Origin of the sequence: Portibacter marinus (assembly GCF_021533195.1) — a bacterium.
Lineage (GTDB): Bacteria > Bacteroidota > Bacteroidia > Chitinophagales > Saprospiraceae > Portibacter > Portibacter marinus.
On record NZ_JAJNKB010000002.1, the window covers coordinates 768,872 to 786,023 of the forward strand.

14 protein-coding genes are annotated in these 17,152 nt (G+C 39.1%); 6 read left to right on the forward strand and 8 right to left on the reverse strand.

Annotated features, from left to right (window positions below; all coding sequences use genetic code 11):
* Positions 1-236 precede the first annotated feature (236 nt).
* Positions 237-4,793 (forward strand): T9SS type A sorting domain-containing protein, encoded by a 4,557-nt coding sequence (locus L2567_RS07325; RefSeq protein WP_235297099.1) that lies wholly within the window; start codon positions 237-239, stop codon positions 4,791-4,793.
* Positions 4,794-4,933: 140 nt separating this feature from the next.
* On the opposite strand, the gene rluF is transcribed toward L2567_RS07325, so the two are convergent.
* The 7 genes from rluF to rpsO form a co-directional block, all read right to left on the reverse strand.
* Positions 4,934-5,659, reverse strand: a complete 726-nt coding sequence (gene rluF, locus L2567_RS07330) for a 23S rRNA pseudouridine(2604) synthase RluF (RefSeq protein ID WP_235297100.1) — start codon at positions 5,657-5,659, stop codon at positions 4,934-4,936.
* Positions 5,652-6,596, reverse strand: coding sequence for a phosphoribosylaminoimidazolesuccinocarboxamide synthase (locus L2567_RS07335; RefSeq protein ID WP_235297101.1), 945 nt, complete (start codon positions 6,594-6,596; stop codon positions 5,652-5,654). The genes rluF and L2567_RS07335 overlap by 8 nt, the downstream gene beginning before the upstream one ends.
* Before the next feature lie 116 nt (positions 6,597-6,712).
* Positions 6,713-7,147, reverse strand: a complete 435-nt coding sequence (locus L2567_RS07340) for a hypothetical protein (RefSeq protein ID WP_235297102.1) — start codon at positions 7,145-7,147, stop codon at positions 6,713-6,715.
* Between the two features lie 82 nt (positions 7,148-7,229).
* On the reverse strand, positions 7,230-7,850 hold the full coding sequence (locus tag L2567_RS07345; RefSeq protein WP_235297103.1) for a hypothetical protein: 621 nt from the start codon (positions 7,848-7,850) through the stop codon (positions 7,230-7,232).
* A 137-nt stretch (positions 7,851-7,987) separates the two neighbouring features.
* Entirely contained in the window at positions 7,988-8,854 is an 867-nt protein-coding gene (locus tag L2567_RS07350; protein WP_235297104.1) for a sigma-70 family RNA polymerase sigma factor, read from the reverse strand.
* A gap of 310 nt (positions 8,855-9,164) precedes the next feature.
* Positions 9,165-11,312 (reverse strand): polyribonucleotide nucleotidyltransferase, encoded by a 2,148-nt coding sequence (gene pnp, locus L2567_RS07355; RefSeq protein WP_235297105.1) that lies wholly within the window; start codon positions 11,310-11,312, stop codon positions 9,165-9,167.
* 106 nt (positions 11,313-11,418) lie between these two features.
* Positions 11,419-11,694 carry a 30S ribosomal protein S15 gene (gene rpsO / locus L2567_RS07360; protein WP_235297106.1) on the reverse strand — a complete coding sequence of 92 codons (276 nt, stop codon included), beginning with the start codon at positions 11,692-11,694 and terminating at the stop codon, positions 11,419-11,421.
* Between the two features lie 316 nt (positions 11,695-12,010).
* On the opposite strand from rpsO, the gene L2567_RS07365 reads away from it, so the two are divergent.
* Positions 12,011-12,730, forward strand: a complete 720-nt coding sequence (locus tag L2567_RS07365; protein WP_235297107.1) for a TVP38/TMEM64 family protein — start codon at positions 12,011-12,013, stop codon at positions 12,728-12,730.
* A gap of 749 nt (positions 12,731-13,479) precedes the next feature.
* On the opposite strand, the gene L2567_RS07370 is transcribed toward L2567_RS07365, so the two are convergent.
* On the reverse strand, positions 13,480-14,394 hold the full coding sequence (locus tag L2567_RS07370; protein WP_235297108.1) for a TolB family protein: 915 nt from the start codon (positions 14,392-14,394) through the stop codon (positions 13,480-13,482).
* 61 nt (positions 14,395-14,455) lie between these two features.
* Between L2567_RS07370 and L2567_RS07375 the strand changes: the two genes are divergently transcribed.
* The 4 genes from L2567_RS07375 (at position 14,456) to L2567_RS07385 (ending at position 16,957) form a co-directional block, all read left to right on the forward strand.
* Positions 14,456-14,827: an RNA polymerase sigma factor gene (locus L2567_RS07375; RefSeq protein WP_235297109.1), complete on the forward strand. Its 372-nt coding sequence runs from the start codon at positions 14,456-14,458 to the stop codon at positions 14,825-14,827.
* A gap of 29 nt (positions 14,828-14,856) precedes the next feature.
* On the forward strand, positions 14,857-14,940 hold the full coding sequence (locus L2567_RS21265) for a hypothetical protein (RefSeq protein WP_406626665.1): 84 nt from the start codon (positions 14,857-14,859) through the stop codon (positions 14,938-14,940).
* A gap of 4 nt (positions 14,941-14,944) precedes the next feature.
* Entirely contained in the window at positions 14,945-15,556 is a 612-nt protein-coding gene (locus tag L2567_RS07380; RefSeq protein WP_235297110.1) for a hypothetical protein, read from the forward strand.
* 78 nt (positions 15,557-15,634) lie between these two features.
* Positions 15,635-16,957 (forward strand): alpha/beta hydrolase, encoded by a 1,323-nt coding sequence (locus L2567_RS07385; protein WP_235297111.1) that lies wholly within the window; start codon positions 15,635-15,637, stop codon positions 16,955-16,957.
* Positions 16,958-17,152 lie beyond the last annotated feature (195 nt).

Sequence of the window (17,152 nt, forward strand, 5' to 3'; positions counted from 1 at the left end):
ACATACAGTCACTATGTCTATTATTATCATTATTAATTTTGATAATAACTTTCACATATATGAATATTTCTTATATTACTTATCTATATTTGTAAATATAGAGCTCTCACGCTTTTAGGTACATGTCTTTGCACATACTTTATTGCAAAATAGCAAGAAAGTGTAAACAATTCGTGATACGTCTGTGATGGCTAATATTTACTTTTAATCAAAGCATTAACATTTAAATCAATAATATGAATAAACTATTACCAATTTATTTACTCTTGACCATGTTCTTTACGTTGCCACTAACACTGGTAGCGGATGATGCTTTTGATGGCGGAGTAATTTCACTCATGAACGGAACTACAGAAACAGAAATTTGCGTAGGAGATGGCATTGCAGACCCAATTATGGTGATGCTAATGGATGCAGAAGGGCCATATATGACGTGGGTTGTGACAGATACCACCGGCAAAATTGTTGCCATTCAAGAAAGCAATACATTTGATTTCGAAGGTGCCGGCGCAGGAACCTGTGTCATTTGGCATATGAGCTACAAAGACATCGTTGGAGATTTCAAGGTCGGCATGAACAAGGATAATGTCCAAGGATGGCTTGACTATTCAAATCCAATTACAGTTGTTAGACGGCCTATTGCAGCGGCAACGATATCAGTAAATGGAACTGATCAAATAGATATTTGCATAGATGGTATACCTGATCCATTTGAAGTTACTTACACCGGAGGAGTGGGTAGGTACAGTAAATATCTGGTTACCGATGAAGACTTAAACATTCTTGCCATCACCTCTGACAATGAATTTGACCTGGAAGGTGCTGGAGAAGGTGTGTGTCTGATATGGCGACTCACCTTCAATAATATCTTTGGAAATGTGGTAGGCCTCAATGCAGGAAACTTGGGTGGATGTTTTATGTTATCAAATCCCATAACCGTTACCCGTACTGCTGTAGAAGGTGGAACACTGGAATTGGAAGATGGTGGAACTGAATTGGCCATTTGTGCTGGAGACGGAGTTGAGAATCCGTTTACTCCAATACTTACTGAAGGAAGCGGTGACAGCAGTGCCTGGATCATCACGGATCAAAATTTGAATATATTAGGTGTCCCAGGTGGTCCTACCTTCGATCTTGAGGGAGCGGGAGATGGCGTTTGTCTTCTTTGGAATGTTTCTTACAATGGAGATATCGATGGCCTGACTGTGGGTGCCAATGCTGCTGATATTTCTGGTTGTTATGCCTTATCTAATGCCATTACTGTAACCAGAGATGGTGTTTCAGGAGGTACCATCTCTTTAATAGAAGGAGGAGATTCTTTGACCATTTGTACCGGAGATGGTACGGTGGACTTATTTACTTTGGAAATTTCGGATGCCACCGGAGAAAACCAGAGTTGGGTAATTACCGATGAAGATTTAAACATTTTGGGCTTACCAAATGGGCCGACATTTAACCTTGAAGATGCTGGTGCAGGCGTTTGTCTGGTATGGAATTTATCATTCAACGGTGATATTGAGGGAGCAGAGGTAGGCATGAATGCGGGAAATCTTCAGGGTTGTTTTAGTTTATCAAATCCCGTCACAGTGGTTAGAAATGCAGTTGCACCTGCAAGTATTCAGACCACATTGGGACTTACAGAGTTTTCCATTTGTGCAGGTGATGGAGCTGCAGATATCTTTACAGTAGAAATTTCGGGTGGTGAAGGAGAAAGTAGCGCATGGATCATCACAGATCAGGATTTAAATATATTGGGTACCCCTCAAGGTCCTACTTTTAACCTGGAGGATGCAGGAAATGGAACTTGCTTGCTATGGTATGCCACTTTTTCGGGTATGTTATCTGGTGTCGAGGTAGGATCCAATGCTGCAGATATTTCAGGATGTTATGTACTTTCTAACCCGATTACGATAGAAAGAGAAGGTGTGGAAGCTGGCACAATTTCCCTTGAAGATGGAGGAGATGAAATTGAGATCTGCGCAGGAGATGGCGTGTCAGATGCTTTCACTATTAGTTTAGAAGGAGCTACAGGTGAAAACAGTGCCTGGGTAATCACAGATGAAAATTTGAATATATTAGGAGTTCAGGACAGTGATACATTCGATTTGGAAGGTGCAGGAGAAGGCGTCTGTTTGATATGGAATGTCTCATTCAATGGAGATCTGGAGGGTGCAGAGACAGGTCAAAATGCAGGTGATCTTAGTGGTTGCCTGGCCTTATCCAATTCCATCCGGGTGGTAAGAAATGCAGTGTCATCAGCTTCAATATCACTTGAGGGTGGCGATACAGAATTAACCATTTGTGCAGGCGATGGGAATGCAGACCCTTTTACTCCAGTTGTTGAAGGAGGAAATGGTAATAAGGCGGCTTGGGTGATCACGGATGAAGAGTTAAATATTCTTGGCATACCGGATGGCCCAGCAATCGATCTGGAAGGAGCTGGTGCTGGTACTTGCCTGGTTTGGTATGTAACTTATAATGATACGATATCTGGATTGGAAATGGGTTCGAATGCTGCTGAACTTTCAGGATGTTTTGCACTTTCAAATGCCATAACTGTAGTCAGAAATGCTGTTGAGGGCTCAGTGATTGAAATAGAAGGAGGCGGTGACTCATTAACCATCTGTGCTGGTGATGGAATTTCAGATGCATTTTCTGCAACAGTTGAAGGAGGCTCAGGAGAATCCTCAGCATGGGTCATAACAGATGGGGACTTAAATATACTGGGATTGCCTGCTGGACCAACTTTTGATCTTGAAGATGCAGGTGATGGTGTATGTCTGTTATGGCATATTAATATCAATGGAGAATTGATCGGTGCTGAAGTCGGAATGAATGTAGCTAATTTAGAAGGTTGCTTTGCTCTTTCGAATCCTATTACAGTGATAAGAGAGGGAGTGGCACCGGCGAATATTATGATCGAAGGTGGCGGAGAAGAAATTTCTATCTGTGCCGGAGATGGCATCTCAGATATGTTTACCGCTGTTGTAGAGGGAGGAGAAGGTGAACTTACAGCGTGGATCATCACTGATGAGAACCTGGATATACTGGCACTTCCTGAAGGACCATCTTTTGATCTGGATGGAGCTGGAGAAGGTACTTGTCTGGTTTGGTATCTCAACTATAATGGAGAGATTAGTGGCCTAGAAGTAGATGGTAATGCCGCAAACCTCAGTGGTTGTTTTGCACTTTCCAATTCCATTACAGTTGATAGAAGTGGGGTTGAACCTGCTTCCATTTCACTTGAAGATGGTGGAACAGAACTGGAGATTTGTGCTGGTGATGGAAATTCAGATGAATTTACACCCATTTTAGAAGGAGCAACTGGTATGAACAGTCAATGGATCATCACGGATGCTGACCTTAATATATTAGCACTACCAGAAGGTCCAAGTTTTGACTTAGAAGGTGCAGGTTCTGGCGTCTGTGTGCTTTGGTACTTGAGCTTTAATGGTGAAGTAAGTGGTTTAGAGGTAGACAGTAATGCTGCAGATATTGCTGGTTGTTTTGCGCTTTCCAATGGAATAACGATCACAAGAAATACCGTGGAAGCTTCAACTATAAATTCAGATCTAGGGACAGACTTTTCGATCTGTGCTGGTGATGGCGTTGCCGATCCTTTTACCGTTACAGTAGAAGGTGGTGATGGTGCCTTTACCGGATGGATCATTACGGATACTTCAGGAAATATTCTTGGACTGCCTGAAGGTCCAACTTTCAATCTCGAAGGAGCAGGAAGTGGAGTTTGTCAGGTATGGTTTTATAATGCTGTTGATGAGTTTGACGATATAGAAACAGGGGATAATGTATCAGATATTGAAGTTTGCTTTTCACTTTCTAACCCCATTACGGTGACTCGACAGGGCGTTGAAGCGCCTATATTGACTCTGGACGACGGAGTTGATTCTACTGAAATCTGTGTGGGAGACGGAATTCCGGATTTAATAATCCCTAATGTGGATGGCGGTGAAGGCGAAAGCTTTACCTGGATCATTACTTCTTCGGATACCACAGTTTTAGGTATGCCTATGGCTCCTCCATTTAATTTGGAAGCAGCAGGCCCTGGAACATGTTTGGTATGGTATCTTGCCTACAACGGTGAAAGACCGACGATCACCATAGGTTCCAAAGTTGGAGCTTTGGAAGGATGTGCAGCACTTTCTAATCCAGTAAGGGTGATCAGAAAGGAAATTCAGGCCGGTACGATTGCTATCGCGTCGGATGGTACTGATTCTTTGACCATATGCGCTGGTGATGATGTTTCTGACGCTTTTGATGTAACTCTTGACGGAAATGTGGGTGAAAACAGTGCCTGGGTCATTACAGATCAAGATCTGAACATTCTTGGCCTCCCTGATGCGCCACCTTTCGATCTCGATGGAGCAGGAGCTGGTGTTTGCTTAGTCTGGCACTTATCCTTTAATGGCGAAATTGAAGGAGCTGTCGTAGATAGTAATGCAGCAAATTTAGTGGGTTGTTATGAATTGTCAAATCCGATTACGGTAACCAGAGTGACTGAAGGCGATCCATGTAATGATGGACAATTGGCACCAGAGGATGTAGACATTTTCCCTAACCCTTCTGCGGGTAGTATTACGATCAAATTGAACGTGGTCATGCACGAAGAGCTTAATGTCCAAGTATTTGATGCTTATGGTCAGTTGGTCATGAGTAAATTTGATATGAGAAAAGACGATATGTCAATGGACCTTCAAAACTTGGACGCGGGTGTTTACTACTTTAGAATTCAACACGGTGAAGATGCCATGGTAAAGGAGTTTATCAAATTATAAAGACGAATTTTTAACAACAATAATCAATAATGTAAAAAGCCTGTAGCTGTCTAGTTGCAGGCTTTTTACTTTCAGACCGATTGTATGTAGTTGGGATTGACAAGTAATCTTTTCTCGCTTTAAATCTGGTGTGAACAGATCTAGGCGGTTTTAGAAGAATGGCTTAGGAGTTGTCGAATTTTTTGTATTTCTGAACTGTTTAGTGCTCTCCATTTTCCAATCGGTAAGTTTCCGAGCTTTACATTCATAATCCTGATTCTTTTCAAACTTGCGACTTTATAGCCTAGAAACTCGCACATTCTTCGTATTTGTCTGTTTAGACCTTGCGTCAGAATGATCCTGAATGTATTATCATTAATGGCAGAAACCTTACATTTCTTTGTTTTCGTACCCAGAATGGGCAGTCCACCGGACATCCTACGAATAAAATCTGTGTCAATGGGCTTATTGACAGTGACAATATATTCTTTCTCATGTTCATTTCCGGCCCTTAATATCTTATTGACGATATCCCCATCATTGGTAAGGAATATGAGGCCTTGAGAAGCCTTATCCAATCTGCCAATGGGAAATAGTCTTTCTTTGTGCTTGATTTGGGATACTATATTATTGGGTTCTTTCTGATCTGTGGTGCAGACTATACCCACCGGTTTATTGTAGGCTATCAACAAGTTATTTTTCTTGCGCTCTACATAACCGCCATCAACAATGACCTCATCACCCGGCGATACTCGATTCCCTTTTCGTGCTTTTACTCCGTTCAGTAAAACCCTGCCTTGCTCTATTAATTTATCGGCCTCCCTTCTGGAACACCTACCTGTAGAACTAATATATTTATTAAGAGATATGGAATCATCACTAGGCATGTTCAGAAAGGTATCGATGAATGGACTCCTCGATCTCAGTCATCAGATTATCGCTTGAATGCTTAACAAAGGTTTGTCCAGTAATTTTTTCATAAAGTTCTATGTACCTGTCAGATACTGTTTGGACAAAGTCATCGGGCATATCTGGCATGTTTTGACCTTCAAGACCTTGAAATCCATGCTCCATTAACCATTCCCTCACAAATTCTTTAGAAAGCTGGGATTGCTTTTTTCCAGAACGTTGACGCTCTTCATATCCATCTTTAATGTAGTATCTGGAACTATCAGGTGTGTGTATTTCATCCATTAAAAGTACTTGGCCATTGTGTATTCCAAACTCGTATTTTGTATCTACTAAAATAAGTCCGCGCTGGGCAGCCATTTCAGTACCCAATTTGAAAAGCTTTTGGGTATAATCACAAAGCAAGTTCCAGGTTCCCTCGTCTACGATCCCCTGAGCTAAAATTTCATCTGCAGAGATGTCCTCATCATGGCCTTCTTCTGCTTTGGTTGCTGGAGTGATGATCGGTTGGGGAAAAGCATCACCTTCTTTTAGGCCCTCAGGCAAAAGAACACCACACAGCATTCTTCTCCCGCCACTATAAACCCTGGCAGCATGCCCGGCTAAATAGCCTCGGATAACCATTTCCAGCATGATCGGTTTGCAAGCTTTGCCTATCGCCACGTTAGGATGAGGAATGGCCTCCAGCCAATTTGGCACCAGATCCTTTGAGGCATGCAGAAAGTGAGCTGCTATGTTATTCAGTACCTGACCTTTAAAAGGAATGGGTTTAGGAAGGATGTGATCAAAAGCCGAAATTCGATCGGTGGCTACCATTGCAATCTTATCTTCAAATTTGTAAACCTCTCTGACCTTACCTCTATAGAAAGAAACCTGACCTGGAAAAACAAAATTTGTATTACCAACTGTGGACATGAGCAACTGATTTATGTAAAAATACGAAGAGAGCACCGAAACAGAGACAAGACCCATAAAAAAAAGTGATCGAAATCTGCTCGATCACTAAATTATAATCTTTGAATGAGTGCAAATTAGAGATTCCTAAGAATGTTTCTTTCCACTATAATATCTTTAAGTTCTTTGAGCGCAGAGTACTCATTGGGCAACACTTTCTTAAATGCTTCTTTGAGTGCAAAAAATGTCCCCTTTTCTGAATCGGGTAAGATTTCTTTCACTTTAGATTTTACCAATTTTATATCGTGCTTAATCATTCCTCGAATGGAGGGAATATCATGCCAGTCGCCTTCTATAGCATAGGCTCTTCTTACATTTCCGAATTCATCTTCAAAGGGATCCAGTTCTATAATGTTTTCGGAGCTAGCATTCATGTTTTTGCCTACTAAATCGCCTTTGGGAATGTTCCAAATGTCAGGATCATTTTCAAGATCAGAATTTACCAAGAAAATTTCCAGGCCTTTCTCGTGACATCTGTAGATGATAAATCTTACTTGGTCAAGTGTACTCATATCGTATGTATAAACCTCATGGCTAGCAAATTGTTTTGTAGCCTGTACAAATAAAAGGAAAATATATACAGCATCCCAAGAATTACTTTAGTTTCTTCTCTTCTTTAGTTCTATCTACGATGGTGTAAATAGCAAGAGCCAAAGTAATTAGAAAATCCGGATGGGACATTTTCGAAGATATATACTCAAATGCTCTGGGATTAAATTTATCGTGATCAAGTGGATCCAGTACAGCAGCTACTTCCTTGTCACCGATAATGATCGGTTTCACTATTCTGTTATAGTCGTTGATTCTGGCAATTAACCTTCTTTTGTTTTTACCATAAATCAGTCCATCATCATTCATTGTTCCCAGAAAGTGTTGATCTACAAAGATTTGCACCCCAGTATCTTTAATGATGTAGAAAAATTCATGATGGTTGGAAGCGGAGTAAATTACCGCTTTCTTTTTACGAGATGAAAAGCTACGATAGGCATAAGCAATCATGTGCTCATGGTAAATCGAATCTATAATACCCGAAACGCTATTAGAAAATCGTTTGGAAAAATTTCGTTCTACCTGATTAAGAGAAAGTAAATCCAATTCAGACTCTTCCCAGTTGATAATTTTTGCTCTCAGATCAGCAATTTCTGTTCTGAGTTCCAAAATTTCCTTTTTAGGATCGAAGCCTCCGTTTAAAATTAAATCAAGTAATCTTAACATCAACGAATTAAATTAAAGCACACAATGTAAGCATTAATGTATGAATCTTAAAAATGACATCTGTGAGATGTAAAAATAGGAAATCGACAAGTGGCAAGATATAATCAATATCCCACTGTATTATAATCGATTATGTTTTAGCCAAGATAAGACTTCAAGGCATTTTTGTTGACCGATTTTCTCAACCGTCTTAAGGCACGTTCTTTAATTTGTCGAACGCGTTCTCTGGTTAATCCATACATATCACCAATTTCCTCTAATGTTTTACCCTTTTCACTTTTCAAGCCGTAGTAAGCACACAAAACATCCACCTCCCTGGGTGAAAGAGTGGTCAATCCATGGTTAACTTCATCCTTGAGGGATTGTTCCATCAATTTGAGGTCGGGGCTGATATTATCGCCGTCTTCAAACAAATCCAGCATGGTTGATTCTCCTTCCTCACCACCCAATGGGGCATCAAAAGAAATATGTCTTCCCTTACCATTGAGCATAGTAGTGACTTCTTTGGTAGAGATGTCCAGAATCTCAGCCAACTCTTCGTGAGTAGGTTCTCTTTCGTATTTCTGAACAAAGTTGAGAAAGGCTTCATTTATCTTATTATAAGAACCCACTTTGTTGAGAGGAAGCCGTACAATTCTGGAGTATTCTACAATGGCTTGCAGTATTGATTGTCTGATCCACCAAACAGCGTATGAAATAAACTTAAACCCTTTGGTTTCGTCAAATCTTTTAGCAGCTTTCATCAGTCCTACATTTCCTTCATTGATAAGATCTGATAACGAAAGTCCTTGATTTTGGTACTGCTTGGCGACGGAAACGACGAATCTAAGATTGGCCTTGGTAAGTTCTTCTAATGCATCTTTATCACCAGCTCTGATTCGCTTGGCAAGTCTAGCTTCATCCTCTGCCGTCAAGAGTGAAATCTTACCAATATCATTCAGATATTTGTCAAGAGCAACACTCTCCCTCGCGGTGATTTTATTCGTAATTCTTAGTTGTCTCATTGATTATTGATGGGTTAAATCTCTAAATCCTGAACACGATTTCAAATGTCAATTAGTCAATCTATAACTAAACTTATTAACAGCTTGAGGAAAATAATTCTAGCTCAGATTAATATATCTGGGTCAATAATAGCTTTACAAAAAGTCTTCCCCATGCATTGAAACCAAAACTATCATCTTGTCTTCAATAGATTTACTACAATATAATCTTTAAAAAGGTTTCTTATAGAGAACTTTAAATAAAAAAACCTGAGTGATCCACGACCACCCAGGTTTATTCTTTAACGATTAGTATTTTCTAATCCTATTTCTACTGATTGTTATCCTTTCGCTCAGGTTTAGGCATCAGTGCTTTTCTGGATAATTTGATCTTGCCTGATCTTTTATCAATATCCAAAATCTTGACTTTTACTTTATCGCCTTCCTTGAAAACATCTTCCACTTTGTCAATTCTAGAATGAGATATTTCAGAAATGTGTAATAAGCCGCTCTTTCCTGCAAAATCCACAAAAACGCCATACGGCATCAATGATCTGGCCACACCTTCATAAACATTTCCAACTTCAGGAACATGAGAAATTCTCATGATGGCCTCTTTAGCCTCTTCAAGAGCCTTCTTGTCATTACTGGCAATGCTTACATGTCCTTTTCCATCAATTTCCTCAATATTGATAATGGCTCCAGTCTTAGCTTGTAACTCTTGAATAACTTTACCTCCAGGACCAATCACAGCACCGATAAAGTCTTTATCGATGATGATGTTTTCTATTCTAGGAGCATGTGGTTTGTAATCTTCTCTAGGCTCTGCAATACCATCCTTCATTTCATTTAGGATATGCAATCTGCCTTCTCTTGCTTGCATAAGTGCTTTCTCTAGCGTTTCATAAGGAAGACCGTCGATCTTGATATCCATCTGACATGCTGTGATCCCTTTTTCAGTTCCTGTTACTTTGAAATCCATATCACCTAATGCATCTTCATCACCCAATATATCAGAAAGCACGGCAGTTTTGCCCCCTTCTGCAACCATTCCCATAGCGATTCCAGAAACTGCAGCCTTTATAGGAACTCCAGCATCCATTAGAGCCATTGACCCGGCACATACTGTTGCCATTGATGAGGATCCATTTGACTCTAAAATATCAGAGACAATTCTGATCGTATAGGGACTATCTTCTGGTAAAACCTGTCTTAGAGACCGGCCTGCAAGGTTCGCATGTCCAACTTCACGTCGTCCGGGTCCCCTCATAGGTTTGATTTCTCCCACGGAAAGTGCGGGGAAATTATAATGCAATATGAAATTATCATATCCAGAATCCAGGGCAGTATCCACCATGATTTGGTCTGTCTTGCTACCCAGCGTCAACGATGTCAATGATTGCGTTTCACCTCTATTAAAGATTGCTGAACCATGTGCAGAAGGAAGATAATCTACTTCTACCCAGATTGGTCTGACTTCATCGAAAGCACGTCCGTCTAATCTGGTATTTTCGTCGAGCATCATGTCACGAATGGTCTGTTTCTTCAGTTTGTCAAAATACTCGGATACATAGTGCTCATTTTCCTCCATGTATTCTTCACCAAACTTCTCCAGCAAGTGTTCTTCAGTAGCTGTTTTAACTTCTTTAAAGCCTTCTTTTCTGGCAACCTTATCCAATTTGCCTCTGGCTACTTTTAGGATTCCTTCTTTTGCAAATGATTCGACCTCTGATTTGATTTCGTCATTCTCTTCTGCAGGTACCAATTCTCTTTTTACTGTTGCTTTTTCTCCTACCTTCTCTGCAAGTGCCAATTGTGCATCACATTGCACTCTTATGGCATCATGTGCGGCTTTGATGGCTTCAATGATCTCAGATTCTGAACACTCCTTCGCTTCTCCCTCTACCATCATCACATTCTCTTTGGTTGCCGCTACTATGAGTTCTAGCGTTGCTTTTTCTAAAGCGGTTCTTGATGGATTAATCACATAATTACCATCTATCTTTGCAACTCTGACTTCTGAAAGCGGTCCATCAAAATTGATATCAGAAACTGCAAGTGCCGCTGAAGCTGCTAATGCTGCATATGCATCCGGCAGTGTATCTTCATCAGCAGAAATCAAATTAATAATGACTTGAGTTTCATTCATATATCCATCCGGAAACAAAGGTCTGATCGCCCTGTCTACCAATCTTGAAGTTAGAATTTCATATTCTGAAAGTCTGGCCTCTCTTCTAAAGAAGTTACCTGGAATACGGCCTATTGAAGCAAATTTTTCCTGATAGTCTACTGACAGAGGAAAGAAACTTTGACCTGGTTTTGGTTCTGTTGCAGAAACTACTGAACAGAAAAGCATTGTCTTACCCACTTTTACAACCACAGATCCGTGTGCCTGAGTAGCTAACTTTCCTGTTTCTATGATCACTTCCTGTCCATCAGGAAGATTAAATGAGATTGTTGTTGGAATTTTATTTCCCATAAATTACTATTCGTTATACGTTAAAGAAAGGTAGTATTCTTCTTTAGAGAAGGAAGCCAAAAAAGCAAAGTACCATCGCGTGATGGCGATGGTACTTTAAATAAATTTATTTTCTGATGCCTAATTTATCAATTAGCTCTCTATACTTGAGGATATCTTTTTTCGCGATATACCTTAAGAGTTTTCTTCTTTTACCTACCAGCGAAAGAAGTGCCCGTCTGCAACTGTGGTCTTTTTTATTGACCTCAAGGTGTTCTGCCAGGCTTTTGATTCTGTACGTAAAAAGAGCAACTTGCCCTTCTGCGGAACCTGTATTGTTCTCGTCTCCACCGTACTCCTTAAAAATTTCTTTTTTCTTTTCTTCAGTTAAATATACTGCCATTTTATTTTAAATTTTTACCATTAGTGATTGCTAAAATCAGTTATAGCGCCGCAAAGATAAGCTTTTATGCTTAATAAAAAATAGATGGACAATTAAAGTTGTAAGAAGTCGTGTCTGTTTAAGTTTATTACAAGTAGAATCTTAGGATAACTTATAGAAAGGAAAGCGCATATTAGCAAATTGATTGACAACCCATAGCGTTAAGGTGAAAAAGCGGAGAGTTATCAAATGTAAGGCGGACATCAAATGTTTTCTGGCTCCGTTGAACATAGATCCGCCATTTTTTATTCGATAGCTGAATTCAGAAAAAATAGGTTTGGAAAAGCAACGAAGTAATGTTCCTGAAGAGGAAAAGCAACAAAGTAAGATACCGATTTATGTGACGATATTACTGATTGCGGCATTAATCGCTGGTTACTTTATTTGGGCTCCTTTTAAAAATTTTGTAAACGAGGCTTATCAAGTATTGACGAGCAATAATGAACAACGGATTTCAGAGTGGGTCGGCAGGTTTGACTTTTGGGGGCCATTTTTAATCATCTTTCTAATGATTGTGCAAATGTTTCTGTTTGTGATTCCCAGTGCTTTGGTGATGATTGTATGCATTCTTGCCTATGGTCCCATTTGGGGAAGTTTGCTCACCATACTGGGGGTATTTGTTGCTTCTTCCCTTGGGTATGCAATCGGAGCGTATTTGGGTCCGGTCACCGTTTATAAACTAATTGGCAAGAAAACCGAAGAGAAGATAGAAGATTACATAGATAGTTATGGCTTTTGGACGGTCATTATTGCCCGAATTTCTCCGATTCTTTCCAACGATGCCACTAGTTTTGTAGGAGGCTTACTAAGAATGGGTTATTGGAAGTTTATGGGTGCTACGTTGATTGGAATAATTCCGCTTACCCTTGCCATTGCTTATCTGGGAGAAAATTTTGAAAGATTAAAGTCGGGGTTGATATGGATTTCAGCCATCAGTTTTGCAATACTTATAGGATATATTATTTATGATAAAGTTTTAAAATCAGATGATCAATAACTTTGTTGGCTTTGAAAGTTGGTTTATGTCAATGGTATCGTTTACTTCTTAATGACTGATCTTAAACCTATCATCAAATTGAGAAGGAAGAGAAACTGACCGGAAATAAAAATTAATAATCCTATGATCGAAATTAACCTCTGCGGTTCCATTCTGGCAGAATAGAAGTCGATATATGAACTATTAGTATAATGGCACAGCCCGATCAGCAGTAGGGATAGAAGGGTTAAAACAAGATGCAGTTTGACCAAAATTTCATTCAATCTGATGTTTCGGGCAAACCAGTAGATTAAGCCAATCATCAAAAAAATCAATGCAACAAACAGCCCGATATGCGTGTACGCCATAACATAATAAGTATCGTGAAATTGAAGATCAAGGGCTTGATCATCAAAAAATAAAGAAATTAGAATAGCTGAAGGGCATAGGAGCCAAAAGAAAAGATAAGGTTTTGAAAAGATGCTATTCATGGACGGCAGGAACTTTAGTTTTAAATTGAATCATTGCAACGACAAATTGGACGTTATCCACATCAAGATTTTTTAGTTCAAAGTCGAAATCTTCCCTATACAACGTTTGAAGACGTTTGAAGTGTCCCCACAAAGTGGAACCGTTTTCTGTGATTTTCATATTCATAATTACAAAAATTATTTTATAATTACTCTCTGATGATATCGGGGGCTTTTACAAGCACTTATTATCTTATCTTTTGAAGGTGATGGCAAAAATTATTTAAGCACAATTAAAATTTATAAAAACTCACGTGGCTCTACTCTCGCCCACTTTACCACCCAGTTATTGTCCTTTTCAGTGGCAAAAAACAAATATTTATTGTTTGGTGTTACATAAGGATTACCTTGACCATTGGTATTAATTTTCTTATTCAATGCTTCTGCTTGAGTCCACTTATCATTATTATCTTTATAGGAAATCATTAAATTTAATGATTTATTGACGGAAGCATAAATAAGAAAGGAACCATCAGCAGACACATACGGTGTCGTTCTACCCAAGTTCGCTGAATCTAATAAGGCTACTTTCTGAGCAGGTTGAAATTTCCCATCCACTTGCTTTGAATAGTAAATATCCATCTCAGAATAATCTAAATTACTGGAATGATAATAAAGCGTTCCATCCTTTGTAATACTTGGATGCGAAGTCAATTTTTGACGCAGATTGGGAATATCGACATAACTGGGCTTTATCCAGGTTCCGTTTTGTTTTTCCGTCTTCCAAAGGTGCCAGGTTTGTTCAACATTAGTATTCTCAACTGGTCGAGTTGAACTAAAATAAATAGTATTTCCGTCGGGTGAAAAACTCATTCCGTGGTCATTGTAATCGCTATTAAATGAAGCTTTTTGAGGCTCTGACCATTTACTCTCTACTCTCTCAATAAAGTAAATATCAAAATGACTGAAATCTCTGCTGGAAAGTGTAAAATAATAAGCATCCAACTCTGGGGTCACTATCCCACGATGTATGAGTTTCCCTTTAGGTACCAGTTCACTCTTAAAAGGAATAGGTTCCTCATTTGGCAGAGAATTAACGCCTAAAAGCGACCTATAATTTGAGGTTTCATAGGAACATTGAATAAGTAAAATTAAAGCTATGAACAAAGACCATTTTAGTTTCATTAAAAAGTAGGGAAGTAAATTTTTCCACAAAAAAAGAAAAGTTTTGTGATTTTTTCAAGTCATATTGCTCTAACAAGGTGGAAAATAATATATGCCAGACGAAAACCAATTCATAAAGGCGATTAAAGACAACGAAGCCGTCCTATATAAAGCAACGAGGCTTTATACGGATAACCCGACCGACCAAAAAGACCTGTACCAAGAAATTGTCTTTAATCTCTGGAAAGGTTTTGATTCGTTCCGTGGCGATGCCCAACTGAGTACTTGGATATATCGCATTGCCCTGAATACGGCCATCCTTTTTCTTAAAAACAAAAAGCGAAGAGGGCACATTGTACCATTGGACACTATTGTTCTTGTCGAAGAAAAATATGACCCTGTCCTTGAAGAACGGTTAAAAATCCTCTATGATAAAATCAAGGAATTGAAGGAGGTGGACAAAGCAATCATTTTCTCTATTTAGAAGGAAAGAAATATGAAGGAATCGGTGAAATCACAGGGCTATCAACAAGCAATGTGGGTACCCGAATGGCTAGAATAAAAGAAAAACTGAACAAAAGGATTATCAAAAAATAAGATTATGGAACTACAAGAAATGCAAGCCACTTGGACGCAGATGAGCCAAGAACTTGAAAAACAAAAGACACTTACAAACGAACTAATTATTGAAATGACACACCAACGTTATCGAAACAAAATAGGAATACTTTCAAATTATGAAGGCCTGTGCGCAATTATATGTTTTATTGACGCGCTTTTGCTGATACCGCAATTACAAAAAATGGATACTTGGTACTTATTGGCCTCTGGAATTTTTACTGTGGGCTATCTGGTCATTTTACCTGCTATTGTTTTGTATTCTATCTATAAGCTAAAAACGATTGACGTGCTAAAGAACTCGTACCGTGAACTTTTAGTTGTTTACGCGAAAAGAAAGAAACGGTTTTTGCAGATTCAGCAAATAGGTATCGGTATCAATTTTATATTTCTTGCCGTTAGTTTGCCAGTAGTACTCAAAGTCTTCAAAGACAAAGATTTGTTTATGGACGACAGCAACATTCTACTTTGGTATGTGCCAATTATGGCTATTTTTCTATTTCTTTTTTCAAGATGGGGCTACGGAAAGTATAAGAACGTAGTTGCTTCGGCCAATTCCATATTGGAAGAGCTGGAAGAGAAGGAAAGGTTTTAACACCAGCTTAAACTCAAATTTCAAACTCAAACCCATTCTAGCAAGAGATGCCTTGCTCAATATTAAAACTAAAAAATAATGAAAAAATATATTATAACTCTAACATTCTTATTGTCCGGTCTTTTATCAATAGCACAAGATATAAGTGGAAATTGGGGTGGTCACATTACGCTTCCTAACGAGAAGAAAATCCAGTTCATTTTCAACATAGAAGAAAATCAAGGTAATTACAAAACGGTAGTTGACATCCGCACACAACGCGTGAACAACATTACGGCAATGAAGACGACTTTGAAAAACGATAGCCTTATCGTTGACTTTTCCAACGTCGGTATGAAATATTTTGGAAAGTTGAATGTTTCCCTTTCTGAAATCAACGGAAAGGTTGTTGAAGGTATCAATGCTTTTCCGCTAACGCTAAGCAGGAAGAGCATTGAAAAATCATCTGGAAAGGCGAGACCACAAGAGCCTAAAAAACCCTATCCCTACTTGGCTGAACCCGTAAGTTTTCAGAATAAAGACGATGGGATTACACTTGCTGGAACTTTCACTCGTCCTAAAGCCAAAGGGAAATATCCTGTTGCCATATTAATTAGTGGTAGCGGACCACAGGACAGAGATGAAACCTTATCGGGGCATAAACCGTTTTTGGTTTTGGCAGACCATCTCACCCGAAAGGGCATTGCCGTATTACGCTATGATGATAGAGGATTTGGTGAATCAACTGGCGTACATTCCGAAGCAACAACATACGATTTCGCCACTGATGCCATCAGTGCATTAGAATATCTAAAGACCAGAAAAGATGTAGATAAAAGAAATATAGGTATTATCGGCCATAGCGAGGGCGGGATTATTGCCCCATTGGTAGCCAACAGAACCAAAGAGGTGGACTTCTTCGTTTCTTTGGCAGGCACGGGTATTTCAGGCACTGAACTTTCCGTGATGCAATCCAAAGAAATGCGTCCTTTTCCCGTGCCAGATGAAGCTGCTTATGAGAAAGCCATTCGTACCGCTATAAAAATTGCCCAACAGGACAAGGATGTTTTTGAAATAAAAACAGAGCTTACCGAGGATTACAATACTACCATCGCACCCATACTCAAAAACTTGGGTGTGGCAGAAACCAAAATCAAGGAAGTTGTAACTGGTTTGGTAGATATGCGCACCACAAAATGGATACGGTATTTCTATGGTTACAATCCCGCAACGGAATATGAAAAAGTATCCTGCCCTGTACTTTCTTTAAATGGCAATTTGGACACCCAGGTAGAAGCTAAAATCAATCAGGATGGTCTGTGTGATGCATTGACAAAAGGAAACAATAACGACTTTAAGATAATTGAACTGGAAGGAATCAACCATGTGTTCCAAAATGCAAAAAACAGGGAAAATGGATGAATATCAAAACATCAAAGAAACGTTTTCACCAAAAGCGCTTGAGATTATTTCAGATTGGATTTTAGAGCGTATCTAATATTTTTAATCAACATTCTAAGATTGATAAATGAAGATTTGATATAATTTACAAAACGAAATGTCTAATATTTTATACAAAATGTAAAATATTTTATACATTTGGCGCAAATATACTGC